The following is a 24926-nucleotide window of genomic DNA, read 5'->3' on the forward strand; positions in this document are numbered from 1 at the left end:
TAGATTGTTAAACAAACAAGTCCCCTTGTTCACAAGAGACATCTCTGCTGGTAAATCAACCAGCGTAGAGAGCATCTCCTTGTAGAACAAGGGGGTTTTGGCATACAGTGTATCATAGTGTCATTCAACTTGAAGAGAATCGGAACTCGCGTATCTTTCGTCATACAAGTTCGCACACAAAATCAAAAAAAAGATCTGGATCTCAGTCATACTACATAAGAAATCGTTTGATATTTTGAATTAGATAGGGGAGCCGTCACTATGGATCATTACACACGAATTCAGCTTGCTATTGAGTATTTGGAGCAGCATTTGCAAGATGATTTTAATATCAGAGAGACGTCCGCTGCTGCGAGCTTTTCGGCGTTTCATTTTCAGCGTTTATTTCAGGCGATCACGGGATTCACGGTACTGGAGTACGTGCGCAGACGCAGATTAACGGAAGCTGTAGGGATGCTGCGGGGCACATCGGAAGGCATACTGGACATTGCGATGAGCTTTGGCTATCAATCTCAAGAGGCATTTACCCGTGCATTTTCAGCCTACTTTGGAATGACACCGGCGAAGCTGCGTAAGCTGGAAGTGGATCAGTTGTCTCTTCTGAAGATGCAACAGAGCATTGATTTTAACGATTATCGAACTCGGCTTGATGGAACTTTCCACATGAACACACCCCGTCTGGTCACACGGGAACCGAACTGGATTGTCGGCTATGAATATAAGACCAACCTGAATGACAATCAGCATTATGCTGAAATACCCGGATTTTATCACGATTTTGGCATGGAACAGAAATTCATGGCGATCCAGGAGAGGACACGCCCTGATATGGCTTATGGTGTGGCCTGTCATTTTGAAGAGGATGGAGCATTTTCTTTTATTGTGGGTGAAGAAAGCAGTGGAGCATCGCAGGTACTTGAACCCGGTTTTACTTCGATTGAAATTCCGGGCGGCTTGTATGCAGAGTTCACCGTGGAAGGCTCCGGGCAGGATATTCGGAAAATGATCTATGGCAGCTGGTTGCCGCAGTCGAACTATGAACGGAGGGAAGGACCAGACTTTGAAGTGACGGATGTCTGGAAATCGACCCCTGAACAACTGGACATGAAGATATATATCCCGTTAAAATAGACCTTACCGCTTCGCGGAATTCAAGGTCGGAGGACAGATGAATGAGCGAAAAGTCGTGGCTCCACTCCAAGTGGATGCTGACCATTGTTGCTTGCATGGCAGCGCTCTACATACTGATTATGGGCATTTTACTGTTTGTCAGTGGTCGTATTATCAATATAATCTCGTACCCTTCGAGACGATTCGTCCACTTCTTATGGAGAGGGAGAGGTACAATACAGATACCTGGGTGAAAAACCTGTTTGGCAATATCGTATTGTTCATTCCGCTGGGTATCTGGATTCCATGGTTGTTTCGGAGGAGTCGTACGTTCCTGACCTTTACATCTACAGTTGTTTTGCTTCTGCTGGGTGTTGAGGTCACACAATTGATTACACGTGTAGGTTCGTTTGATGTGGATGACATTATTCTGAACACGATCGGTGCCTGGATCGGTTACGCCGGATTTAAATTAGTCTTATGTTCACAAAAAAGGACTCGGAATTGAACCGCAGATCGCGGTCCATGACCGGGTCTTTTTGCATAAGATACCTTTCAAATGTTTACAAGGGAATCATTTCGGATAAAACATATTAACGGCTTAATACAGTGAGCAGAGATTATATATAAATTTAACTAAACATTTACACGAAACGGAGAGGACAGAAATAACCTGAAGAAGCGAAAGCGTTCGCCTAAAAGCTTTCTGAAAGAAAGCTGCATCGGAAGCATAAGCTATCCCCAGATTTTATGAATTCCCCTTATAAGGGGAATTCATAAAATCTGGGGATAACAGTGATCGGAAGGTTGTTCTGTCATCGGAGTCCAGTGTAAATATTCTTTAGTTCAATTTATATAGTAGACAATGATGAGAGCGAGGTGGGCGATATCGTTTGGTGGAAAGAGAGTGTGGTATACCAGATTTACCCGAGCAGCTTTAAGGATTCGGACGGAGATGGATATGGCGACTTGCAGGGGATCTATGAGAATCTCGATTATTTGGAGAATTTGGGCGTAGATGTGCTCTGGCTCTGTCCCATTTACGATTCACCAGGACATGATAACGGATATGATATCCGGGATTATTACGGCATTTTACGCAAGTATGGCACGATGGAGGATTTTGATCGATTATTGGCAGAGGCACACAAGCGTGGTCTCAAGATCATGATGGACCTGGTGCTGAATCATACGTCAGATGAACATGCGTGGTTTGCTGAATCGCGTTCATCAAAGATGAATCCGAAGCGGGATTATTATATTTGGCGTTCAGGCAAAAATGGGCAGGTGCCGAATAATTGGGAGTCCTATTTTGGAGGTTCGGTGTGGAAGCATGATCCCGAGACAAATGAATATTATCTGCATCTGTATTCCGAACAGCAACCGGATCTCAACTGGAACAATGCACAGATGGCAGAAGAGATGTATGAGATGGTGCATTGGTGGCTGGAAAAAGGGGTCGACGGATTCCGTTTCGATGCAGTAGCGCATATCGCCAAGGCAGAGGGTCTGCCAAGTGCCCACAATCCGGATAATCTGCCGGTGGTTCCAGCGTATCAGCTCTTTTCCAACCTGGAACAGGTACACTCCATCCTGAAGAAACTGAATAACATGATCCTGAAACCCTACGGACCCATGACAGTTGGCGAGACTTCAGGACTTGGACCTGAGCAGGCGTTGGCTTATGTGGGGACGGATCGTGATGAGCTTAATATGGTATTCCAGTTTGAGCATATGTTTATCGATGCCAAATCCTCCGGAATTGGTAAATGGAACTATAAGGAATGGAAATTGACAGATCTCAAAGAAATCATGAGCCGGTGGCAAACGGTTTTGCATGGTAGAGGCTGGAACGCCAATTATATGGGGAACCATGATCAGCCACGTCCGGTTTCTCGTTTTGGTGATGACGGTAAATATCGGGTGCGTTCTGCTCAGATGCTGGCGACATGGATGCTTACACTCGAAGGGACCCCCTACATCTATCAAGGAGAAGAGATCGGCATGACCAATGTCGCTTTCCCGAATATCGAACAATACCGGGACATCGAGACCAAAAATTATTTCAATCATTACATTGGTCAAGGTAAGTCGAAGCATGAAGTCATGCAGGCGATCTGGCTGAAGAGTCGCGATAATGCCCGCACGCCGATGCAATGGGATGAGACGGAACACGCAGGTTTTACCCAGGGTCAGCCGTGGATTCAGGTGAATGATAATTATCCTGAGATTAATGTGGCTGATGCCGAAAGTGATCCGCAATCCATTTTGCATTATTACCGTAAGTTAATTGCGCTTCGCAAACAACATAAAGTGCTTATCTATGGCGCGTATGAATTGCTGTTGCCGGATGATCCGGATATCTATGCCTATACACGAACGCTGGATGATGAGCAGATGCTGGTCATTCTGAATTTCCGTGGGCATGAGCCTGAGATGCACTGGCCAGAAGACTGGACTTCCAAGCATGCCAAGCTGATCATCAGCAATGTGAGCAGACGTTATTCTACCGATGAAGGTGCCATTCAGCTTCAACCATATGAAGCAAGGGTATATCGTAAGCAGCGGTGACACAGAGGCTAGCGTAATTTTGCGTTGGTGAAGAGCTATGATTTATAATAAATAGTGGTTCTCAAAATAATCAAAACATATGTCGGGAGGAATCCAAGTTGTTGAATATTACGTTCCACGGTCACTCCAGTGTACAGCTGGGCACAGAAGAAAAGTCTCTGATCATTGATCCCTTCCTGCGTGGCAACGAACTTGCCGTCACAAAGCCTGAAGATATTAAGACAGATGTTGTGTTGCTGACACATGCACATATGGATCACATCCTCGATGCTGAACCTATTGCCAAAGCGAATAACGCCAAAGTTGTGGCTATTGTGGAATTGGCTACATATATGTCTTGGAAAGGTCTGGATACACTCGGCATGAACATGGGCGGAACGGTGGATCTTGATTTTGCTCAAGCTAAAATGATTCAGGCGTTCCACACTTCCGGGATTGTGCTCGAAGAAGAACAACGGATCATGTATGCAGGTTTGCCTGCTGGATATATCATTAATATTGGTGGTAAAACGATTTTGCATGCCGGAGACACAAGTCTCTTCGGGGATATGAAAATGATCGGTGATCGTCATGATATTGATGTAGCTTTCTTGCCGATTGGTGGACATTTCACGATGGGACCTGAGGATGCGCTGCAAGCGGCCGAATGGTTTAATGCCAAACTGACGATTCCGGTTCATTATGATACGTTCCCGGTAATTCGTCAGGATGCAGAACACTTCGTGCAACAACTGGCTGCAAAAGGGTTGGAAGGACGTGTGCTAGCCCCGGGAGAATCGATTACCCTGTGATGCACATTTAACCCCTGTTCAATAATAAATGGATTTATGGATAAAGACGAATATCACGTCAAGATAACTGACGCGATATTCGTCTTTTTTCGGTTTCAGGTTCAATTTTCACCAATAGAGTTGGTACAAATGACAAAAACATTGAAATTCCATTGTTGAACTCCCTTTTAGAATGATATAAAAAGTTACACGGAAACCAAACGGAAATCCGAATTGACCGCAAACAGGGGGAGCGTTCATGTCATTTATGAAATCATTATTTTTTCAAATTATTGTAGCGGTAATCATCGGGATTGGTGTAGGCATCCTGTGGCCGGATCTGGGTAGCTTGCTGCAACCGCTCGGAACAGGTTTCATCAAATTGATCAAGATGATCATCGCACCACTGATTTTCATGGTGATTGTGACAGGTATTGCCAAGATCGGTGATCTGAAGTCAGTAGGTCGCATCGGACTGAAAGCCATCGTGTGGTTCGAAATTGCAACTACAGTGGCGCTGGTACTTGGATTGGGAACAGCCAATCTGCTTCGCCCCGGTGCCGGAATGAACGTGGACCCTTCAACGATAGATGCAAGCGGCATTGAAGCAAAAACCAATGGTTCCGAGTTACCGCATACGGTAGACTTTATCATGAATATTATTCCGACAAGTGTTGTAGATGCCTTTGCACAAAATGCACTTCTGCAAGTATTGCTCGTGGCCTGCCTGTTCGGGGTTGCCCTGGCAGCAACAGAGAGTAAGGCAAAAGAGAATGTACTGACGCTGATTGAGAACTTGCTCGGCATTGTGTTTCGTATCATCGGTTATATCATGAAACTCGCGCCGATTGGTGCATTTGGAGCCATGGCCTACACGGTAGGTGCTTATGGGGCTTCCACATTGTCGTCCTTTGGTCTGCTGATTCTGGCCTGTTACGGCGCAGCACTGCTGTTTCTGGTCATGCTGGCATTGGCTGCCTGGTGGATTACCGGGCTGAATTTCCTGCAATTTGTGAAATATACCCGTTCTGAAGTGATGCTGGCGATTGGAACCGGGTCATCAGAAGTGGTGATGCCACGCATGATGGACAAACTAACCAAGGCGGGTTGTGATCGTGCGGTTGTGGGTCTTGTGGTGCCGACGGGGTATTCGTTTAATCTGGATGGTGCTTCAATCTATTTATCGTTGGCAACGGTTTTTGTTGCTCAAGCCGTAGGGATTGAACTGACATTGATGCAGCAAATTACGATTTTGCTGGTGTTGATGTTAAGTTCCAAAGGCATGGCAGGAGTACCTGGCTCCGCATTCTTGGCCCTGTCCGCAACAGCAGTGGCTGTTAATGCTTTTCCGGTAGCAGCGGTTGCTCTGCTGCTTGGTGCAGATCGATTCATGGATACGATGCGTGTATTCACCAACCTGATGGGCAACTGTGTCGCAGCATTTGTGGTGGCAAAATGGGAAGGTCTGCTGGATCAAAAGCGAATGCGTGCCGTACTCTCTGGTGAGATCAGTGCCGCTGAACTGGAAAGGGAAGAGCAAGCTGCACTATCTCTATTGAAGTTGAATATGCAGGAAAAACAAGGGAAAGCCGTAGTTTCACCGGAGATGTCGTAAGAAGCGTTTTTGAAAAGTTCAACCAAGTTCAACCAAATTAAACCGTCTGTTGCCCACTCCAATCGTGGGAAGAACAGACGGTTTCTTGTTGTCCCAATACAGATATCATTGGGTTCACGAACGCAGGTTCCAAAATAAATGTTACAGAGGAAAGATTTATGGGGAATGTGTAGAAGAGGCGGAGAATATACATATTATAGTTTCAACTTGTATATACATGTTTACTTATGTAATATAGATATGAAGTTAGCCGAGAACATCACATAAGAGCATTACAATTTATTGGAGGCGTTAACATGAGTTCTAATAACACAACTCCGTCATCTTGGTGGAAGACATCAACGGTGTATCAGGTATATCCGAAGAGTTTTAATGATACAACCGGATCGGGTACTGGAGATATTCGTGGATTAACCGAGAAGCTTGATTATTTGCAGCATCTGGGTATCGATATTGTGTGGTTGCAGCCGGTATATGTATCCCCGCAGCATGATAATGGATATGACGTAGCGGACTATTACCGGATTAATCCGGATTATGGGACGATGGAGGATTTTGACGAACTGCTGAAAGGTCTGAAGGCTCGTGATATGAAACTGATGATTGATATCGTGGTGAATCACTCCTCGACCGATCATGAGTGGTTCCAGCAATCCCGTTCTTCCAAGGATAATCCGTATCGGGATTATTATATTTGGAAAGATCCTGCTCCGGATGGCGGTGTGCCAAACAACTGGCAATCCAAGTTCGGTGGGCCTGCTTGGCAGTTCGATGAACAGACGGGACAATATTTCCTGACTTTATTTGATAAAACGCAGGCAGATCTCAATTGGGAGAATGAAGAAGTACGCAAAGCTGTACGGGATATGATCAAGTTCTGGGCCGAAAAAGGTGTGGATGGTTTCCGTATGGACGTGATCAACCTGATCTCCAAAGACCAGCGGTTCCCTGATGATGATGGTAGCGTGTCACCGGGTGATGGACGCAAATACTACACGGATGGACCGCGTGTGCATGAGTACATCACCGAGATGTACGATGAAGTATTCGGGCCTTACAACATGGTGACCGTAGGGGAGATGTCCTCCACAACACTGGAACATTGTATCCAATATTCGAACCCGGCTTCCCGGGAGTTTTCGATGACGTTTAACTTCCATCACCTGAAAGTGGATTATCCGAATGGTCAGAAGTGGGAACTGATGCCGTATGATTTCGAAGCGATGAAGCAGCTCTTTAGTGAGTGGCAAACTGGCATGCAGGCCGGTGGAGGTTGGAACGCGCTGTTCCTTAATAACCATGATCAGCCGCGGGCACTATCCCGTTTCGCCGATGATGGTGATTATCGTGCCGAAAGTGCGAAGATGCTTGCAACAACGATACACGGCATGCAAGGTACACCTTATGTCTACCAGGGTGAAGAGATCGGCATGCCGAATCCGGTCTGGAATGACGTTAGCGAGTTCCGCGATATCGAATCAACGAACATGTACCGCCTGCTTCAGGAAGAACGAGGCAAATCCGCTGAAGAAGCTTTCAACATTGTAAAAGAGCGTTCCCGGGACAACTCCCGCACACCGATGCAGTGGAATGGAAGTAAGAACGCCGGATTTACTACTGGAACACCTTGGCTGAAGGTGGATGAGCGGTATCCTTCCATTCACGTGGAACAGCAGCTGGCTGATCCAGATTCGATCTACTACCACTACCGCAAATTGATTGCCCTACGTAAACAGGTTAACGTGCTGATCGACGGTCTGTATGAACGATTGGACGATGCACATCCGGATGTATTCGCGTACGCACGGACCAATGGAAGTGAAACCTTGATTGTTGTATCCAACTTCAGTAAACGAGACGTCACGTTCTCGCTTCCGGAAGCAGTCTGGAATGATCACATTGCAAGCAAATCAGCAGAGTTACTCATAGGAAATACGGAGGCAGCCCCTGTGCTGACGCAGGAAATCTCTCTCAGTCCGTATGCATCCTATATGTGGCTTGTGCCACAACAGGACTAATCACATTTTATAAATAGGAAGTGACACTATGGCAATTGATAAAAAACAGGTTGAGGAGATCGTCCGGGCAGTCGGTGGCAAAGAGAATATTGAAGCTGCTACGCACTGTGTTACACGACTCCGGTTTGCCTTGTATGATGAGAGTAAAGTGGATACTGAAAGTCTGGATCAGAATGATCTGGTTAAAGGTCAGTTCTCTTCCCAAGGACAATTCCAGGTCGTTATTGGGCCTGGTCTGGTGGATAAAGTCTATGATGAGATGATTCAGATTACCGGGGGAGATCGTTCTTCCAAGGATGATGTGAAGGCGGTTGCTGGTAAAAAGCAAAATCCAATCCAGCGAGCGATCAAAACACTCTCGGATATTTTCATTCCAATCTTGCCTGCAATCATTACGGCAGGTCTTTTGCTCGGGATTAACAATATTCTGACAGGTCCAGGCATTTTCTTTGATGGAAAATCATTAGTGGATGTTTATCCAGCCTGGAAGGATCTTGCGTCCATTATTAATACGATCGCAAGTACAGCCTTCACGTTCCTGCCGGCGCTAATTGGTTGGGCAGCTGTAAAAAGGTTCGGCGGCAGTCCGCTGCTCGGGATCGTGCTGGGTCTCATTCTGGTACATCCCGATCTGCTGAGTGCATATGGTTACGCTGATGCTGTGAATAATGGCACGGTGCCAACATGGAATCTGTTCGGTTGGGAGATTGAGAAGATTGGTTATCAAGGGCAGGTTTTGCCAGTACTGGTATCGGCCTATCTGCTTGCAAAGATGGAAATTTTCCTGAATAAAAGGGTACATGATTCGATCAAACTGCTGGTCGTTGCACCAGTTACGTTGCTGATTACCGGATTCCTGGCATTTACAATTATTGGACCGGTTACATTTGCTATTGCAAATGCAATTACTTCCGGCTTGATCTATGTATACGATTCATACGCGGCGCTGGGTGGTCTGATCTACGGTGGTCTGTACGCTTTGCTCGTTATCACCGGTATGCATCACACGTTCCTCGCGGTGGATGTTCAGCTCATTGGTAGTCAAGGCGGTACGTTCCTGTGGCCAATGCTGGCATTGTCCAATATCGCACAAGGCTCGGCGGCACTTGCGATGATGCTTGTCCTGCGTGAAAAGAAAATGAGAGGCCTTGCGGCAACGTCTTCGGTATCGGCCTTCCTCGGGGTAACTGAGCCGGCGATCTTCGGAGTGAATATCCGTTACCGTTATCCGTTTATCTTTGGTATGATCGGTTCCGCGATTGGTGGTGTACTGCTGACGATGAATAATGTTCAGGCAACCTCCATCGGTGTAGGTGGTGTACCTGGATTCCTGTCGATTTTCCCTGACAAATGGGGTGTCTTCTTCATCGGCATGGCGATTGTCCTGGTTGTACCGTTTGTACTGACCGTTCTTTTTGGCAGAGCCAAACTGAGAAAAGAAGATCGTAGTGCAAGCAATGAAACCGTTAATGAGCCTAAAGCGGCTACATCGCAGTCTGCTTCGGGTGTTACCTCTTCAACTGCAAAAAAAGATCCAAACCAGCGCACACGTAGTGCAGCTCAAGTAGGAGACGAAGCCGTGAATACACTGGAAATCATGGCGCCATTAACAGGCCAGGCCGTATCACTGGAGCAAGTACCAGATCCGGCTTTTGCCGAGAAACAGATGGGTGAGGGTGTAGCAATTGAACCTTCCGGCAACGTTGTTGTTGCCCCGTTTGATGCTCAGGTAGCTCATGTGATCAAAAGTAAACATGCAGTGATTCTTGAACACGCGAGTGGATTACAAGTTCTGATCCATGTCGGGATTAATACGGTATCCCTCAAAGGTGAAGGCTTCAACATGCATGTGGAAGCTGGCGAGCATGTAAAGGCTGGACAAAAGCTGTTGGAGTTTGATCGTAAGGTGATTGAAGATGCGGGATACCCGCTGATTACACCGATTATCATTCCAGATGGTCAGGATATGGTTGAACGGGTGGAAGTCACGACAGGTGATGTTACATCTAATCAAAATGGTGTGTTGAAGGTTCATCTGAAAGGTTAATTGAATACAACAACAAGAAGGGGCTGCGTGATATGTAGCTCCTTTTTGCTGTATGATCGTTATTTTCATGACGATCATGGTAAACTGTATATAAAATGGAAGAATCACATTTTTAAAATAATGGTGGTTGGAAAGGTTCTTCTGACAAAGCAAGCTTCAGGCATGTTCGAGTCGTGGCGTTCATATGGTGGAGAAAGAGTTCCTAGATCGATGAGGAGGAGAGCCATGACACGTATTGCGGTGATGGTCATTCATGGGCTGGGTATGCGGAAGGATGGGTACGCGGACAAGCTGATTGCTTGTTTGCATAAGGAATTGGACAAGGTAATGGTCTTGCCTGGAGCCTCCAAACAGATGCTGGATATCGAACCTGTATATTGGGCGGATGTATTTGAGGAGCGGGAAGAGGCGCTTTTTCAACAGCTCGTCAGCTCTCCGGGATTGAACTTTCAGGCGTTGCGCCGATTTGTCATCCATTACCTGGCTGATGCGGTTGCTTATCAACCAGTGGAAAATCAAGGCCATAACTATGATGCTGTACATCGAACGTTGAATCAGGCGATGCATACCCTTGCACAGCGTAATGGACCGGAAGCTCCGCTCTGTGTGGTTGCCCATAGTCTGGGTGCCGTAATCGCCAGTAACTTCTTCTACGATCTGCAATATCCGTCCAGTCGTGTTCCTGAGGTTGTGGATGTGAACTCGGCTTTGGAGCGAGGTGACACCCTGACCAATTTTTACTCGTTTGGTACAACCCTGCCCTTATGGAGTTTGCGTTATCATGACTTTAGTTGCCCAATACAGGTGCCCTCTTCCCATGTGAATCAGTATTATGCAGGGCTGGAAGGGGAATGGGTGAACTTCTACGATCGGGACGATATTCTGGGTTATCCGTTACGCCCCATTGATCCCGCTTATGAGAAAGCGGTCAAAGAAGACATTGAAGTGAACTCTGGCGGCGTGGCTATGAGTTGGAATCCGCTAAGTCATGGGGGGTATTTTTCCAATCGAAGTATGAATCGGAGAATTGCTCAGGGGCTGGCTCGAACCTGGACCTGGATAAATCGCTCATAATATCAGAGGTAGTTCAAAAAGTCCGCTTTTGATTACGAAGGATGCCTAATGGCATCATCAGCATCGAATATGGAATTCAGCCCATCTTCTTGGTACTGAAAACCGGTCTTTTTGAACATGTATTGTATGTACTATAGTTATTGAAATGAGGAGGGAATATGTATGGAATGCAGGACAGGCTGTGCCGCATGTTGTATCGCGATCTCCATATCATCACCGATACCGGGCATGGCTCATGGCAAGCCGGCAGGTGTACGTTGTGTGCAGCTTACCGATGATAATCGCTGCGGAATTTTTGGCCAAAAAGATCGTCCTGCGGTATGCAGTGGATTGCAAGCTGAGGAAGAGATGTGTGGTAGCACCGATCAGGAAGCATTTGATATTCTAACCTGGTTGGAGCAAGAAACTGCACCAAAGGTAATATGAGTAGGTTGTTTTAATGAATTGGGATAATTATACTTAATAGGGAAGAAGGTTGATCAGAGAGAGGAGATGCGAATACAATGGGGCTTGTTAAACGTTTTGTATTGGTTGTTGTGAATATGATCGGAGAGTTATGGATGGGGTTTTACCGACGTAACTCGGATTATTATGACCATCAGACTTCGGAGTCCAAAAGTAAGATTGGCTATTATGCATTTATTATTGGGGCAACAGTGGTTACGGTGGGCATTGTAGGCTGGATGTACAACCGAATTTATTCATAAGTAGTCATTATGCTTAAAATTGACTGAAGCCAAATGCTGAAGATGAGTCTGTACAAATAAAAGAGAGTATCCGCAGGATGTGACATCAAATGGATACTCTCTTTGTCATGGAATCGGGGCGAAATATGATCATTGAAGTGAGGGCTCTGCTTTCTTTTCTTTTAACATATGTACTAGAATCATCTTCAGTACGGAAGAGACGATGAAAAAGATAAACAGGATGCGGAACAATTGATACCCGGATACAACCGAAAGATCGGCATTCACTTCATGTGCCATGATACTCATCTGATCCATGCCGCCAGGGGCCATACTGAGTAGTGAGGTTGCCGCGGAGAGGGAGAACACATTCATTAATAGATAACTCAATCCAAGCGCACCAACAATGAGCAGTACACTACTAGTCACCGCTAGAGTGACTGTCTGTGTCTTGCGTTGCAACTGTTCCGGCTTGAGCATCAGTCCAACGTGGCTGCCAATCATCAATTGCGATACGTTTAAGAGGGAGACTGGCAGACTGGGCGTGTGCATCGTTGTACTTAATTGAACGACACACATGACGATCATGGGACCCAGCATAAAGGCCGTCGGAAATCGGAGTTTGCGTGCAACCCATGCACCCGCTACACAGAGCGGAGCATAGACAAGAATCTCGGGGAAAAGGGAACCCCACGTCGCTACGTCAATGAACGGATGATCCAAACCGCCACCTGCAATACCTCCAATCCACGGACTGAACAGCAGGAACGGAACACAGAAGACAATCATGATCAGCCGAGTCACCTGCAAAAAGGTAACCAGCGTCAGATTGATGGATTTCATCTCTTCTGCAAGGGACACCATCTGGGACAGTCCTCCTGGAATGCTGCCAACCAGCAGGGAGGGGAAGTCAAAGTCGGTTATCTTTGAAGCGATGTAGGCCGTAATTACACACAATCCGATTAACAGCAAGGTCATCAGAAGCATCATGGGAAGTTGTTGCAAAATGCCGTGCAGGGCCTCTTTAGTTAAGGTGAGTCCAATCGAATAACCAACAATCAGAATGCCATAGTCCCGAATGGAGGCAGGCCACATGAGCGGCCATTTGGCGACTTGGGAGCCAAGCAGCATAAATACCATTGGCCCGAGCAACCACGGGATTGGTGTATGAATGACTGTGAACAGCAATCCGCCAAGAACAGAGACACCCAGACTAAGAAAAAACCGAAAGACAACGTGGGAACCAAGCTTGCGCATCAGTTCCATCCGTTTAGCCTACCGGTTGAATGAGGTGGTATGAGATTCAGGTATGCATTCAGGTTTAATGAAGGATTCATGTTCATGTGTGATCACTCCTGATGATGAGATACGTTGCGTTATCTGCGGAACAACCAGACTGCTACTGTTCAATTCATTAAGATCCTGCGAGAGCCGTAGCGGAAGGTTTGGGTTCTCTGAACATTACATAGTACATCAGTGATGAAATAACGTATAGACAGCCTGTGATGCTGAATGTGATCGCGTAACCCCAGTACGTTCCGTATGTAGTGACCAGATAGGATTGAACGGGTCCCATGGTCGCCCATCCAATCATGAACGAGGTCTGCATCAGTGAATTGGCAATGCCGCGGCGTTTGTCCGAGATCCGATCCACCAGTATCGCTGAATGAATGGGATTGGCTGCGTTCATCAATGCTTGTCTGAATAAGAAACTGAGCGAAGCGATGAACAACAGATTGGTGAAGCCTGTTAATAGAAGGAAGGGTAGCGACATGACCTGGAAAATGACAACGGCTCTTACGCTTCCGACCTTTGCCGCCAAGGTAGGACCAATCAGCATGGATACAATCGTCATAATCTGACCAAGTGCAATTAGTAAGCTCATGCCGCTCAGAGAAACCGAGAATCGATTGGTGAAATACAGATTCAGATACGGTACAACCAGTCCGGAACCTAATCCAATTAACAACTGAGTCACTATAAACTGACCAATCAGTCGGGAATCTTTTTTCTTCGTGATCGAATCGTCCGTGCTTGGGGTATTTGTTGAACTTTCTTTTAGCTCCGCATTGGGTTGAAGAACGGGTTGCGCCGGAATTGTTGTCTGCGGAGCAGCCTTGCCTTCGGTTACAAATAACAGTGGAATAAATGCAGCCAGTGTTGCTGCACCACCGATAAATAAAACCGTCTGCAATCCGGTCACTTTGGCGAGTCCTACTGTATGTAACAAATCTGCGAATACGCCGCCACCCAGGCTACCAAGAACCTGGGAAGCGAGCACAAGGGATGAATAATAACTGAACATCTTCAGCCGCTGGCTTTTCTTGACGTTTTCCGCCAGATAAGGAATGGCCAATACTTGGAATACCCCAGCGAAAAGGCCAGAGAATACCGCGAACCAAATCAGTCCTGTAGCCGAATAATCGAAGGAGCGTCCGATCAGAAAGATTCCGCTGAATAACGCCCCGGTAATGAGTAATCGCTTGCGGCTGAATAGATCACCGCATAGACCGATAGGAACAAACATAATGGCTGTTGCGAGTGATTGAATACTTACAATCTGGCCGTTCATTGTATCATTATAGCCCAGACCCTGAATGTACAGATTGTACAAGACAGAGAACATGCCATTTCCGATCTGATACAGAATGCTAGCCAGGAAAAACAGTTGAATATTGCGGGACCAGCCGCGAATTTCATCATTAATATGTTGTAAAACTCTCAAGTGGTTCCCCCCAGTCTGCCTGTGCAGTGATTCCAGTTTAACAGGAAAGGGGAATTTGCGGAAGAATTGACCACTGTTTATTTTGGTTCAGAGGCATCAATCACACGAGCAATGACGAATCCATCGTAACCTTTGCTACCAACCGTTTGCAGTGCTGTAGCTTCAAGCCGAGGGTGATCCGCGATCAACTGCAGGAATGATCGAACGCCTTGAACTCTGGGGTCTGTGCTGTCTGTGCGGATCACTTCACCGTCCCTGACGATATTATCACCAATAATAAGACTCCCCGGCCGAGTCAGTCGCAGGGCCCATCTCAGATAATCGGGATTACTCGGTTTGTCAGCATCGATGAAGATCATATCAAACGGTTCCCTGTATTCTTCCTGAACATCGGGAAGGGTGGTTAGGGCAGGACCAACTCTCAGGTCAACCTTGTGCATCAGTCCTGCTCGTGTGAGATTGGCTCGGGCCAAGTCTGCATGGTGTGATTCCGATTCCAGTGAGACGATGCGTCCGTGTTCAGGCAGGGCTCTTGCCATCCAGATGGTACTGTATCCACCCAATGTGCCGATTTCAAGTACACGGGATGCGCCTTGGATTTGCAGCAGGAGCTGAAGTAACTTTCCTTGATTTGGTGTTACGTCATGAGCAGGGAGTCCAGCTTCGGCATTGCTTTGCAGTGTATGTTCCAGTAGGGAATCTGATGGAATCAGCAGATCATTCATGTAGTAGTCGACTTGAGTCCAGGTATGCTGTAGGTTGGTCGTATTTATATTTTTCATGTTCACATGTTCCTTTCCTTGTTCCTTGTATTGGATTTCATATTTCAACTATAAATGGAGCAGATATATAAATAAAATATATATTATGTATGATAATATAACTTTAGATTATGTATTTGGCGTGGAAGAGGTGTAAACATGAATCTGCATGGATTACGATTATTTCATGCCATCGTGAGATATGGCGGGGTCACTCGTGCCGCAGAGGAACTAAATATTAGTCAACCTGCGGTATCTTCTCAGGTGAAGAAGTTTGAACGTGAATTGGGAATCCAGCTTTTTGTTTCGGAGGGAAGAAGACTGGTGCTTACGGATGCGGGGATACAGTTGACAGGTTATGCGGAACGTCTGTTCATGCTGGAGCAGGATGTCGAGAATTTTGTGCAGGATTTTCGGGAGGGCAAGAAAGGACTGATCCGTCTTACGGCAACCTACTTGCCTTCAAATTTTCTGTTGCCGGGCTGGATTGCGCGGTTTAAGCAAATGCACGAGGATGTGGAGATTGTTGTTAGCACAACCAACACCCGGATGGCTTTTGACCAATTACTTCGTTATGAGGCAGAGATTGCAGTGTATGGTGGAAGTGGCATCACACATGCAGGTGTCCAATGGGATGAATTGTTTGACGATGAGATGTGGTTTGTTGTGCACCCTGACCATCCGTATGCGGGAAAAGAAATCGAGCTGCATGAGATGATGGCAGAACCGTTCATCATGCGCGAAGAAGGCAGTGCTACACGTGAGCGACTCGTTTCCCTTTGCACAACAAATAACCTGGCCGCTCCCCGCATTGCGCTTCAGTTCAACGGACTGAACGAAACGATTAGTGCGGTGAAGGCAGGTTATGGGGCCAACTTTATATCTTCTTTGGTTGTGAACGAAGATGTGCAGCAAGGCAGGCTGGCACGTGTGTTTGTTCGAGGTGTACAGCTGAGAAATACGGTTGCCGTATGTACACGAGCCGGGGAGGTATTATCACCTGCTGCACAGCATCTGGTCAAGCTTATCCGCCAAGAAGCTACTTTGATGAAATAAATAGCGTGATTGTACTTAAAACAACTTAAAGTACGTGTTCAAAAAGACCAGTTTTCAGTATCCTAAAGCGGACTTTTGAACAGCCACTTGAACATGGACAGGGTACTTCTTCTATTATTAACTTTTATTAACCTTCACTTTGTTGTGAAGTTCCCCATGCATGTAATCGGGCGTATAGGGTTACGCCGCCAATGATCAGGACAGGAATCCAGACTGCAATCATGGGCACACGGTGGAATAACAATGCGGCTGCAATGACGCCGATCAAATAGATGACAACAGCACCTGCACGAAGGTAGGAGTCTGTGGACAAGGCTTTGGTTAACGATCGGATATTGGCACGTCGCAGCTTTTTGAGGATGCTCACGGTATCCTCAACCACAGCGGCCAAATTATTGGTGAGCACGGTTGTTGAGATGCCAGCAATGCCAATGCGGCGTGCCGCAGTTGTCTGCATCCCCATTGCAACGGCTAGGATGACAATTAACAGATAAGACAGTTGTTCTGAAAATGGACTAATCATGGCGATCGCGAACAGCAGGAGCAATATGCTTTCAACAGTAAATACGGCTGTGACCTTAGAAGACCAGCCATTTTTGGTCTGCACAGGTCCAACCATATGTGCTGCAATGGCATTGCCGGCAATAAAACCGATGAGAGCAAGCAATGACCGCAGCACGACAAATTCCTGAGCACGGGCAATGGCAATACCGAGCAGTACAACATTTCCCGTCATATTGGCTGTGAGCACATGCCCCAGTCCCAGATATCCGATCAGGTCCACCATTCCGGCAGACATACAGAGAAGCAACATGGCGTATTTTTGGAGGGTGCTTTGATTCATCCTATCCGTCCTTTCAAAAAAACGTAGCCCCTCCAGTATACAGCCATAACCCATGCATCTTCAAAATGAAATTCATTCGCGCAAGACTTAAGGTGCAGCGAGCCAATCAAACATATTGTTCACCGCTGACTGATGTATTTTCTCGTGAAAATGATGATCCTGCCCGCCATAAGCGTGAAATGTGACGTCTGCACCTCGCCGCTTAAGCCAGTGATACATTCGGGTTCCGTGACTATAATTCACTTGTGTATCTGATGTACCATGCATGATTAGCACGGGACAAGATAGTTTGTTCGCTTTCGACAAGGGAGAACGGGCGAGATAAGCTTCTGGAACCGTGCGTGGGGAACCACCCAGCACCCGTTTCAATGTGCGCCTCAGGTCGGTTCGCTCATGGTAAGTGCGTTCCACATCGGCGACACCGCTCCAAAGAACTAACTTATGTACTCTGTCATGTCCCTCATTATAGGTCGTTGCGGTATGTACAGCATTAATGGCCCCACGGGAGAACCCCATTAACGATATCCGAGTCGGATCGACAAAGGGTAAACGCTGTATCAACCGGTAAGCGGCATGCACATCTTCGGCATCTTTCCCGCCATACTCGTCACGGCCCTCACCTCCTTCGTTGCCACGATAGGATGGGGCGAACACGATATAACCTTTATGTACAAATTGCTCAAGCCAAACGGTATTTACCCCGCCATAGCTGCCAAGTCCGCCGCGGCAATAGATCAAAACCGGCCACTGTTCCGGTAAGTTATCCGTATCATGTATTGTTGCAGCAGGGTAATGGCTGGCGAGCGGTTGCAGATGAAGATGTAGAGGCTTATGTATGGAAGCGAAGTCTGGAAAGGCAGAGGAGATAGAGCCGGGATGAGAAGTTTCATATGTCGTGATATCAGGTAATGAACAACCTTGTGGCAGGTATAAATAAGCTTTAACCCGAAGTGTATCGGATGAATACGTCACTTGATAGAGCAGGAAAATCAACCTCTTTCATCGGTAATAACAGGCCAAATGACAGGGATGCTTCTATAGGATGCGCGTAAAATAAGTTCCCATACCTTCCAGGCTGAATCGCCAGCCCAAATGTGAGAAATTCGTTTATTGGCTCCATATGATTTATAATGGTTCAGGAGACATGTGGATTGACCGCTTGTTCTCATATTCATAAAACTAATTTTAGTGTGCAGAAAGAAAGGGAGAAAGCCATGATGAACGCTCCACATCCAATTGATCAATTCAAGAAATTCAAATATGAAATTACCAGATTTATGATGATCTATAAATTTGCTCTGGATCAAATGGAGACCAAGATTGAAGTCCTGAAGGAAGAATTCCAGTCTTTGCATGATTACAGTCCAATTGAGCATACAAAGTCCAGACTGAAATCACCTGAGAGCATTATGAATAAGATGTTCCGCAAAAATCATGAGTTAACGTTTGAGAGCATCAAGCAAAATATCAAGGATATCGCCGGGGTACGGATTACATGTTCCTTTATCTCGGATATCTATCGCATTAAGGATATGCTGTGCAACCAGAGTGATCTGCGTGTACTGGAGGTCAAAGACTATATCGAGAATCCAAAGCCAAACGGCTACCAAAGCCTTCACCTTCTGGTGGAAGTGCCTGTGTACATGTCCAATGGTGAGGAACGAGCATGTGTGGAGATCCAGATCCGTACAATCGCGATGGATTTCTGGGCGAGTCTGGAGCATAAGATTTTTTATAAATACAATAAGGATGTTCCCGAGCATTTGACCAGAGAGTTAAAGAGTGCGGCAGATTCGGCAAATGCGCTGGATCAACAGATGGAGCGACTTCACCGGGAAATTCAGGAGATTAAGGACGCCGATAACGAGCGGGATGAAGAAGAATTGCGCCGTATTATTATTAACAATCAACAGTTCACACTGCCGTCCAACCTGCTCAAGCTACTGGGTAGCGGGGAGTAGTATTTGATGAAAAGTACAACAGCTTCATTGAACACAAACTCCACATCTCGTGTACGAATGGCTTTAATTCTGGGGACACTGTCGGCCTTTGGGCCGTTGTCCCTGGATATGTATTTACCCGCATTGCCCACGCTGGCTGATGAGTTTGGTTCATCTACTTCGTATGCTCAACTCAGTCTGACGGCGTGTATGATTGGACTTGCGGTTGGACAGTTGCTTGCCGGACCTCTAAGTGATGTACGTGGTCGGCGAACACCGCTCATTGCAGGGCTTGTGCTCTATACGATCGCCTCCATACTTTGCCTGGTTAGCCCGACGATGGGCTCTTTTGTTGTGCTGCGGTTCATTCAAGGTGTAGCTGGAGCGGCAGGGATTGTCATCTCGCGCGCAATCGTCAGAGACGTATATTCGGGCCCGGAACTGACACGGTTCTTCTCTCTGTTAATGCTGATTAACGGCGTAGCCCCGATTGCTGCACCAATCATTGGTGGACAATTGTTGACGTATACATCGTGGCGCGGCGTATTTATTTTGCTCAGCCTCATCGGTATACTGACGTTGTTGGCTGTCATTTTCGGTCTTGGAGAGACATTACCTTCCAACCGCAGATCAAGCGGGGGATTGAAACAGACATTAATTACGTTTCGCCAAATCGCAGGGGATCGTCAGTTTATGGGTTATGCGTTAACCCAAGGGTTTGTAGCAGCTGGCATGTTTGCGTATATATCAGGTTCACCGTTTGTGCTTCAGAAAATATACGGGGTATCCCCGCAAATGTTCAGTGTATGCTTCGCCATTAACGGGTTAGGCATTATTCTGGCCAGTCAGATTGCCGGTAGACTTGCAGGAAAGGTATCAGAGAATCGCCTGTTAATCGCGGGGCTGCTAACCGCGGCGCTCGGAGGAACTTCATTGCTCATCGCCATTCTGGCTGGAGGTAATCTAATCTCTGTACTGATTCCGTTATTTCTGGTGGTATCCAGTGTTGGGTTGGTCAATACCGCGTCCTTTGCCTTGGCGATGGCCAATCAGGAGAAGTCGGCAGGCAGTGCTTCTGCGCTTATTGGTGTGATGACGTTCCTGTTCGGAGGTATTGTCGCTCCCCTCGTAGGTCTCAGGGGAGAAGGCACAGCTGTGCCAATGGGAATCGTTATTGCGTGTGCGGATCTCGGTGCCTTGGTGATTTACTTCCTAATGGTCAGTAAAGGCAGGAAGTGCCAGAACGATCAAGTGTTGAGTTAAATGTACTGATTATGTACACCTTGCGTTTATGGAGTCTTAGTAATGTAAAGGTGCATCTGGATAAAAGGACGAAAAAGAGCCTCACTTGGAAGGAATTATGCTTCCAAGTGGGGCTCTTGCTGTAGGTAAGGACAGGTTTAGCAGAGCGCAAACAAAATCTGTGTATTGGACAGTATACCTGGCCTGAGGAATGGATAGAAGTACCCCACCACAAAACCAAACAGATTAATTGCAGGCCACATCAGGTAGACATCATTGTATGTGAAGACAAGGGACCACCGGTTATAGCAAAAGTTGGGCAGCGCACGTTCTTCGTTATCTAGTGGTGCCGCTGCACCAGTCTGTGCAAATTGCACAGCTTGAGTGAGACTTTGCGGCTGTTGCTGGAGGAAGAGCGGGAGCAGACCCGGGCTGCTTTTGATCAGGTTATACAGAAAAAGCATTTCTGCCGGAGGCTGACCTACCGGACGAGGATAGGCACTAAGTAGGGTGGGCAGGTTGCCTTGAGTCAGTTGCGCAGGTACGCCTGGTGCTGTACCCGGGATTGTACCTGGAATGCCTCCGGGGATATATGGACCGGGTCCTCCGCCTGGAATGTATGGAGGATAGGCGCCTTGACCGCCAGGGATACCAGGAAACGTTGGACCACCCGGTGTGCCGCCACCGCCACCTCCTGGGAACAGGGGAGGCAATTGAAAGGAACGGTCTTCTCCATAACTTAGATAAGGGTTATATTCGTAATACATGTACAGAACATCCTTCCTGTCGTCGTATTCTGCATTCAGCATATGGCGGCATCCGCCTATAGGTGAATGCCGTCAAGAAGATTTTAAATGATCTATATAGTTGAACTAATCATTTACACCAAACGGAGAAGATAGAAAAAACCTGAAAAAGCGAAGCGCTCGCATTTATCACCGGATTTTCCCTTAGAGAAAGAGGAATTGAAAAAATCTGGGGATAACAGCGATTGGAAGGTTGTTCTATCATCGTAGTGTCAGTGTAAATAAATTTTAGTTCAACTGTATAGCGCAGAATATAATCGAATTGACAACTGAACTGATAACAATTATCATTGTCAATGGAATCGGACAAACGTACATGCGGATATTATATGTATCAATAATAGTTTCAATATTTTTGAACATTGAAATCTGTCACAATAGCGCCGAATAAGGTTTCTATAATGAATTGAAAGGGGATATATCAAGTGTTTAAGAGAAATAAAAAGATGATCATGCTTCTAATGACGGTGATGGTTATGTCCATCTGGTTGGCCGCGTGTGGAGCGAAGCCTGCAGAGAATGGAGCAGCAGGAGAGAACGATACAAAAACGGAGACTGAGACACAAACAGAAGCCGCTACAGAGCGCACATTAACAGATGCAATGGGACACGAAGTAACCATCCCGGCTAACCCTGAACGTGTCATCGCGTCTTATCTGGAAGACCATCTCGTTACACTCGGTGTTAAGCCAGCGGCACAGTGGTCCATCAACAACGGCAATGGTTTGCAGGATTATCTGCAAAATGATCTGAATGGCATACCTGGTATTGCAAGTGATCTACCTTTTGAAGCCATGGCCAGTTTCTCACCAGACCTGATTATTATGGGTTCTGAAAGTACAGTGGAAGGGGAGAAATACGAACAGTACAACAAAATTGCCCCTACTTATGTACTCGGAGATGAGGTCAACAAGGACTCGCGTCAGGCTCTGCTCAAGATCGGCGAGCTTTTGAACAAATCGGATGTAGCGCAGAAGGCGCTTGATGATTATGATGCCAAGGCAAAGGAAATCAAAGAAAAAGTAACTGCTGTTACTGGAGGAACAAAATCCGCTGCAGCGTTGTGGTTATTCAATAACAAGTTTTATGTTGTAAGCAACAATGTTTCCAGTGGTGAAGTGATGTACAACGAACTTGGACTTGCAGAGCCTAATGTTGTGAAGGAAGCATCCGCGAAAGCAACGGGTAACTGGTCTGAGATTTCATTGGAGAAGATCGCGGAAATGGACACAGACTATCTATTCCTGGTGAACAGTGACAAGGGAGCAGGCTCAGAAGCGCTGAAAGATGCCGTATGGCAGAGCATTCCTGCTGTAAAGACAGGTAATGTCTTTGAATTTACCCGTTCTAGCAGCTGGCTGTATAGTGGAGTTCAAGCGAACCTTCAAATTATGGAAGACATTCAGAACAGCATCGTTAAATAAGAAATAGCCAATACGAAATGGCATGTTCAAACTCCTTGGTGCAGTGGGCACCAGGGAGTTTTTTTGTTAATTTAGCATTTTACGATATATAATAAAGAAGTAGAAACATTGTCGTATCATGAAGTAGAGTTGTCATTTGCTTCACGAGCATGGAAGGGGATATTTACATATGTACACATTGGATCCACGTGAAATAACGGGGAGAGACAACTATAAACTGATGAGTGGTTCGGTGGTGCCACGTCCAATTGCTTTTGTGACGACACTTTCAGATAAGAATGGTGTAATTAATGCAGCGCCTTTTAGTTTCTTTAATGTGGTTAGTTCGGACCCGCCGCTGTTATCCATATCTATTGCACGTAAAGACGGTATCATGAAAGATACTGCACGTAATGTGATTGCTCATCAAGAACTGGTCGTGCATATCTGTGATGAAGCAATCATAACAGAAGTGAATGAGACAGCAGCCATACTGGAACCCCACGAAAGTGAGCTTGAGCGGACAAAACTGACTACAGTGCAAAGTACCAAGGTTGCTGTGCCAGGAATTCAGGAAGCACTCATTCGGATGGAGTGTGAGCTGTATCAACACATTCCGATCACGAATGATGAGGGCAAACCAGTGAGTGACCTGCTGCTGGTACGCATTGTACAGTATCATTTCAGCGAACAAGTCTACAATCCGGACAAGGGCTATATCCTGATGGATCATTTGAAACCAGTCAGCCGACTGGCGGGTAATGATTATGCCAAGCTTGGGGAGAGATTCACGATAATTCGGCCTGAATAGTTCTGACAGATCGAATATGTAATATAGGAACGGGTTTAATCCGGTATCAAAGGCGGACAGCACGTGCGAAACTCGCATAAGTTGTCCGCCTTTGCTTGTTAATATGAACATAAACAGGACAGGTAGTGAATAGACTTGTACTATATCCTGCACACATGTCATATGAACCTATTTTATATATAGGTTGTTTAAAAAGCCTACTTTTGAACACGTACTATAAGGGGGTTAAGCCGATGAACCAGCTTGAGGCAAATACTGGGGCATGTATTATGGGAATAGGAACGGCGTGGCCTGCCCACTGTATTGAGCAAAAGGATGTGTCTGCCCGTCTCGCGCAAGCGCTGGAACATGAGCCGGATGCGAGAAGGTGGGCCAAACGAATCTTTAATCAGTGCGGTGTGGAGACTCGGTACACGTGTGAACCGAATCTGCTTGAGCCTGTTGATTCTTGCCGATATTTACCCTTTACCAGTGCGGAGGAGGTTCCGACTACATCCGAGCGTATGGGCAAATACAAAGCTGCTGCTGTTCCACTTGGTCTCGAGGCGGCCGGACAGGCCATTCAGGATGCAGACGTAACCTCCTCGGAAATTACACATCTCATTACGGTGAGTTGCACGGGGCAATTCCTGCCCGGACTTGATGTTCGGCTGATCCAACAGCTTGAACTGTCACCGCAGATCAACCGGATTCCACTGGTGTTTCAAGGATGTGCAGCCGGTCTGAAGGCGATCCAACTGGCGAATTCCATTGTAACGACAGATCAGAAGGCTACGGTTCTCATCGTGTGTGTGGAACTATGTACACTTCACTTTCAGCCATCTGCCAAACGGGACGACCTGTATGCTGCATCTTTCTTCGGAGACGGTGCCTCTGCCTGTGTTATTGGTGCGTCCGGAACAGACCGCAATGAATGTTTTCGACTAGGCCGAGGGCACTCAACGCTGCTCCCGGATTGTGCAGAAGAAATGATCTGGGAAGTCGGCAATACAGGCTTTGATCTCTACCTGTCACCACAGATTCCGAAGTTGCTTGGTTTGCATCTCGGTCCAGAGGTAGAACGGTTGCTGGAGGGGAGCGGTTTACCGGAAATATGGGCGATCCATCCGGGAGGCAGAGGCATCGTGGATGCCGTTCAGAAGCTGTATCAGTTGACAGATGAGCAGGTCTCCTACAGCCGAAACATCCTGCGGGATTATGGCAACCTGTCGTCCGTGACGATTCTTTTTGTTCTTCAAGCCATCCGCGAGGATTACAGACAGAAGGAAGAGCATTCCAGTGGGATAGCGCTGGCCTTTGGCCCGGGACTGACAGCAGAGTTACTTCCTTTTACATACATCCCTGCCCCCATAGCGAACAGAACACCTGTGAATCATGGCATCCAATAGTTCACGAACCCGAGTGAAGGAGATATACACCGCAAGTGTATGAATGTGCTTATGATCTT

Annotated in this window: 22 protein-coding genes; 16 read left to right on the forward strand and 6 right to left on the reverse strand. The window is 46.7% G+C overall.

Features of this window, described 5'->3' with window-relative positions; all coding sequences use genetic code 11:
- Positions 1-261: 261 nt before the first annotated feature.
- From NST38_RS12975 to NST38_RS13020, 10 genes are all read left to right on the forward strand, one after another.
- A complete protein-coding gene (locus NST38_RS12975; RefSeq protein WP_076249583.1) occupies positions 262-1131 on the forward strand; it encodes an effector binding domain-containing protein in 870 nt (289 codons plus the stop codon).
- A gap of 37 nt (positions 1132-1168) precedes the next feature.
- Complete coding sequence (locus NST38_RS12980) at positions 1169-1618, forward strand: VanZ family protein (RefSeq protein ID WP_076249582.1); 450 nt, start codon at positions 1169-1171, stop codon at positions 1616-1618.
- A 371-nt stretch (positions 1619-1989) separates the two neighbouring features.
- Positions 1990-3681, forward strand: coding sequence for a glycoside hydrolase family 13 protein (locus NST38_RS12985; RefSeq protein ID WP_143781213.1), 1692 nt, complete (start codon positions 1990-1992; stop codon positions 3679-3681).
- A gap of 98 nt (positions 3682-3779) precedes the next feature.
- A complete protein-coding gene (locus NST38_RS12990; RefSeq protein ID WP_017688878.1) occupies positions 3780-4472 on the forward strand; it encodes a metal-dependent hydrolase in 693 nt (230 codons plus the stop codon).
- 238 nt (positions 4473-4710) lie between these two features.
- Positions 4711-6066 (forward strand): C4-dicarboxylate transporter DctA, encoded by a 1356-nt coding sequence (gene dctA / locus NST38_RS12995; protein ID WP_036670619.1) that lies wholly within the window; start codon positions 4711-4713, stop codon positions 6064-6066.
- Between the two features lie 296 nt (positions 6067-6362).
- Entirely contained in the window at positions 6363-8084 is a 1722-nt protein-coding gene (gene treC, locus NST38_RS13000; protein ID WP_076249581.1) for an alpha,alpha-phosphotrehalase, read from the forward strand.
- A gap of 28 nt (positions 8085-8112) precedes the next feature.
- Positions 8113-10131, forward strand: coding sequence for a PTS system trehalose-specific EIIBC component (treP, locus tag NST38_RS13005; protein WP_076249580.1), 2019 nt, complete (start codon positions 8113-8115; stop codon positions 10129-10131).
- A gap of 225 nt (positions 10132-10356) precedes the next feature.
- Entirely contained in the window at positions 10357-11205 is an 849-nt protein-coding gene (locus NST38_RS13010; RefSeq protein WP_076249579.1) for a chemotaxis protein, read from the forward strand.
- A gap of 162 nt (positions 11206-11367) precedes the next feature.
- The gene (locus tag NST38_RS13015) at positions 11368-11631 is read left to right on the forward strand and encodes a YkgJ family cysteine cluster protein (protein WP_017688873.1); all 264 of its coding nucleotides are present in this window, start codon (positions 11368-11370) and stop codon (positions 11629-11631) included.
- A 77-nt stretch (positions 11632-11708) separates the two neighbouring features.
- Positions 11709-11912, forward strand: a complete 204-nt coding sequence (locus NST38_RS13020; RefSeq protein WP_017688872.1) for a hypothetical protein — start codon at positions 11709-11711, stop codon at positions 11910-11912.
- A gap of 129 nt (positions 11913-12041) precedes the next feature.
- Here the strand turns inward: NST38_RS13020 and NST38_RS13025 are convergent, their stop codons facing one another.
- From NST38_RS13025 to NST38_RS13035, 3 genes are all read right to left on the reverse strand, one after another.
- Positions 12042-13157 (reverse strand): AbrB family transcriptional regulator, encoded by a 1116-nt coding sequence (locus tag NST38_RS13025; RefSeq protein ID WP_256719959.1) that lies wholly within the window; start codon positions 13155-13157, stop codon positions 12042-12044.
- A gap of 148 nt (positions 13158-13305) precedes the next feature.
- Positions 13306-14616 carry an MFS transporter gene (locus tag NST38_RS13030; protein WP_076249578.1) on the reverse strand — a complete coding sequence of 437 codons (1311 nt, stop codon included), beginning with the start codon at positions 14614-14616 and terminating at the stop codon, positions 13306-13308.
- A gap of 77 nt (positions 14617-14693) precedes the next feature.
- Positions 14694-15398, reverse strand: a complete 705-nt coding sequence (locus tag NST38_RS13035) for an O-methyltransferase (protein ID WP_076249577.1) — start codon at positions 15396-15398, stop codon at positions 14694-14696.
- Between the two features lie 138 nt (positions 15399-15536).
- Between NST38_RS13035 and NST38_RS13040 the strand changes: the two genes are divergently transcribed.
- A complete protein-coding gene (locus NST38_RS13040) occupies positions 15537-16433 on the forward strand; it encodes a LysR family transcriptional regulator (protein ID WP_047842668.1) in 897 nt (298 codons plus the stop codon).
- 127 nt (positions 16434-16560) lie between these two features.
- On the opposite strand, the gene NST38_RS13045 is transcribed toward NST38_RS13040, so the two are convergent.
- Both NST38_RS13045 and NST38_RS13050 read right to left on the reverse strand, forming a co-directional pair.
- Complete coding sequence (locus NST38_RS13045) at positions 16561-17277, reverse strand: YoaK family protein (RefSeq protein WP_076249576.1); 717 nt, start codon at positions 17275-17277, stop codon at positions 16561-16563.
- Positions 17278-17364: 87 nt separating this feature from the next.
- Positions 17365-18249: an alpha/beta hydrolase family protein gene (locus NST38_RS13050; RefSeq protein WP_083684268.1), complete on the reverse strand. Its 885-nt coding sequence runs from the start codon at positions 18247-18249 to the stop codon at positions 17365-17367.
- 245 nt (positions 18250-18494) lie between these two features.
- Here NST38_RS13050 and NST38_RS13055 point away from each other — a divergent pair, with 245 nt between their 5' ends.
- Positions 18495-19238 (forward strand): GTP pyrophosphokinase, encoded by a 744-nt coding sequence (locus tag NST38_RS13055; RefSeq protein WP_036608962.1) that lies wholly within the window; start codon positions 18495-18497, stop codon positions 19236-19238.
- Positions 19239-19244: 6 nt separating this feature from the next.
- Entirely contained in the window at positions 19245-20480 is a 1236-nt protein-coding gene (locus NST38_RS13060; protein ID WP_076249575.1) for a multidrug effflux MFS transporter, read from the forward strand.
- A 137-nt stretch (positions 20481-20617) separates the two neighbouring features.
- Here NST38_RS13060 and NST38_RS13065 read toward each other — a convergent pair whose 3' ends face one another.
- Positions 20618-21268 (reverse strand): hypothetical protein, encoded by a 651-nt coding sequence (locus NST38_RS13065; RefSeq protein WP_076249574.1) that lies wholly within the window; start codon positions 21266-21268, stop codon positions 20618-20620.
- Between the two features lie 422 nt (positions 21269-21690).
- On the opposite strand from NST38_RS13065, the gene NST38_RS13070 reads away from it, so the two are divergent.
- The 3 genes from NST38_RS13070 (at position 21691) to NST38_RS13080 (ending at position 24867) form a co-directional block, all read left to right on the forward strand.
- A complete protein-coding gene (locus NST38_RS13070) occupies positions 21691-22689 on the forward strand; it encodes an ABC transporter substrate-binding protein (RefSeq protein ID WP_143781211.1) in 999 nt (332 codons plus the stop codon).
- 169 nt (positions 22690-22858) lie between these two features.
- Complete coding sequence (locus NST38_RS13075; protein WP_076249572.1) at positions 22859-23479, forward strand: flavin reductase family protein; 621 nt, start codon at positions 22859-22861, stop codon at positions 23477-23479.
- Positions 23480-23712: 233 nt separating this feature from the next.
- Positions 23713-24867, forward strand: coding sequence for a type III polyketide synthase (locus NST38_RS13080; RefSeq protein WP_076249571.1), 1155 nt, complete (start codon positions 23713-23715; stop codon positions 24865-24867).
- Positions 24868-24926: the final 59 nt, after the last annotated feature.

This window comes from Paenibacillus sp. FSL H8-0104 (assembly GCF_038050215.1).
GTDB lineage: Bacteria > Bacillota > Bacilli > Paenibacillales > Paenibacillaceae > Paenibacillus > Paenibacillus amylolyticus.

Coding starts and splice junctions, on each gene's coding strand:
- NST38_RS13055 (WP_036608962.1), top strand. CDS start 18,495: ATGAACGCTCCACATCCAATTGATCAATTCAAGAAATTCAAATATGAA.
- NST38_RS13075 (WP_076249572.1), top strand. CDS start 22,859: ATGTACACATTGGATCCACGTGAAATAACGGGGAGAGACAACTATAAA.
- NST38_RS13045 (WP_076249576.1), bottom strand. CDS start 17,277: ATGAATCAAAGCACCCTCCAAAAATACGCCATGTTGCTTCTCTGTATG.
- treC (WP_076249581.1), top strand. CDS start 6,363: ATGAGTTCTAATAACACAACTCCGTCATCTTGGTGGAAGACATCAACG.
- NST38_RS13040 (WP_047842668.1), top strand. CDS start 15,537: ATGAATCTGCATGGATTACGATTATTTCATGCCATCGTGAGATATGGC.
- NST38_RS12980 (WP_076249582.1), top strand. CDS start 1,169: ATGAATGAGCGAAAAGTCGTGGCTCCACTCCAAGTGGATGCTGACCAT.
- NST38_RS13060 (WP_076249575.1), top strand. CDS start 19,245: ATGAAAAGTACAACAGCTTCATTGAACACAAACTCCACATCTCGTGTA.
- NST38_RS13065 (WP_076249574.1), bottom strand. CDS start 21,268: ATGCTGAATGCAGAATACGACGACAGGAAGGATGTTCTGTACATGTAT.
- treP (WP_076249580.1), top strand. CDS start 8,113: ATGGCAATTGATAAAAAACAGGTTGAGGAGATCGTCCGGGCAGTCGGT.
- dctA (WP_036670619.1), top strand. CDS start 4,711: ATGTCATTTATGAAATCATTATTTTTTCAAATTATTGTAGCGGTAATC.
- NST38_RS13025 (WP_256719959.1), bottom strand. CDS start 13,157: ATGGAACTGATGCGCAAGCTTGGTTCCCACGTTGTCTTTCGGTTTTTT.
- NST38_RS13020 (WP_017688872.1), top strand. CDS start 11,709: ATGGGGCTTGTTAAACGTTTTGTATTGGTTGTTGTGAATATGATCGGA.
- NST38_RS13035 (WP_076249577.1), bottom strand. CDS start 15,398: ATGAAAAATATAAATACGACCAACCTACAGCATACCTGGACTCAAGTC.
- NST38_RS13010 (WP_076249579.1), top strand. CDS start 10,357: ATGACACGTATTGCGGTGATGGTCATTCATGGGCTGGGTATGCGGAAG.
- NST38_RS12975 (WP_076249583.1), top strand. CDS start 262: ATGGATCATTACACACGAATTCAGCTTGCTATTGAGTATTTGGAGCAG.
- NST38_RS13015 (WP_017688873.1), top strand. CDS start 11,368: ATGGAATGCAGGACAGGCTGTGCCGCATGTTGTATCGCGATCTCCATA.
- NST38_RS13080 (WP_076249571.1), top strand. CDS start 23,713: ATGAACCAGCTTGAGGCAAATACTGGGGCATGTATTATGGGAATAGGA.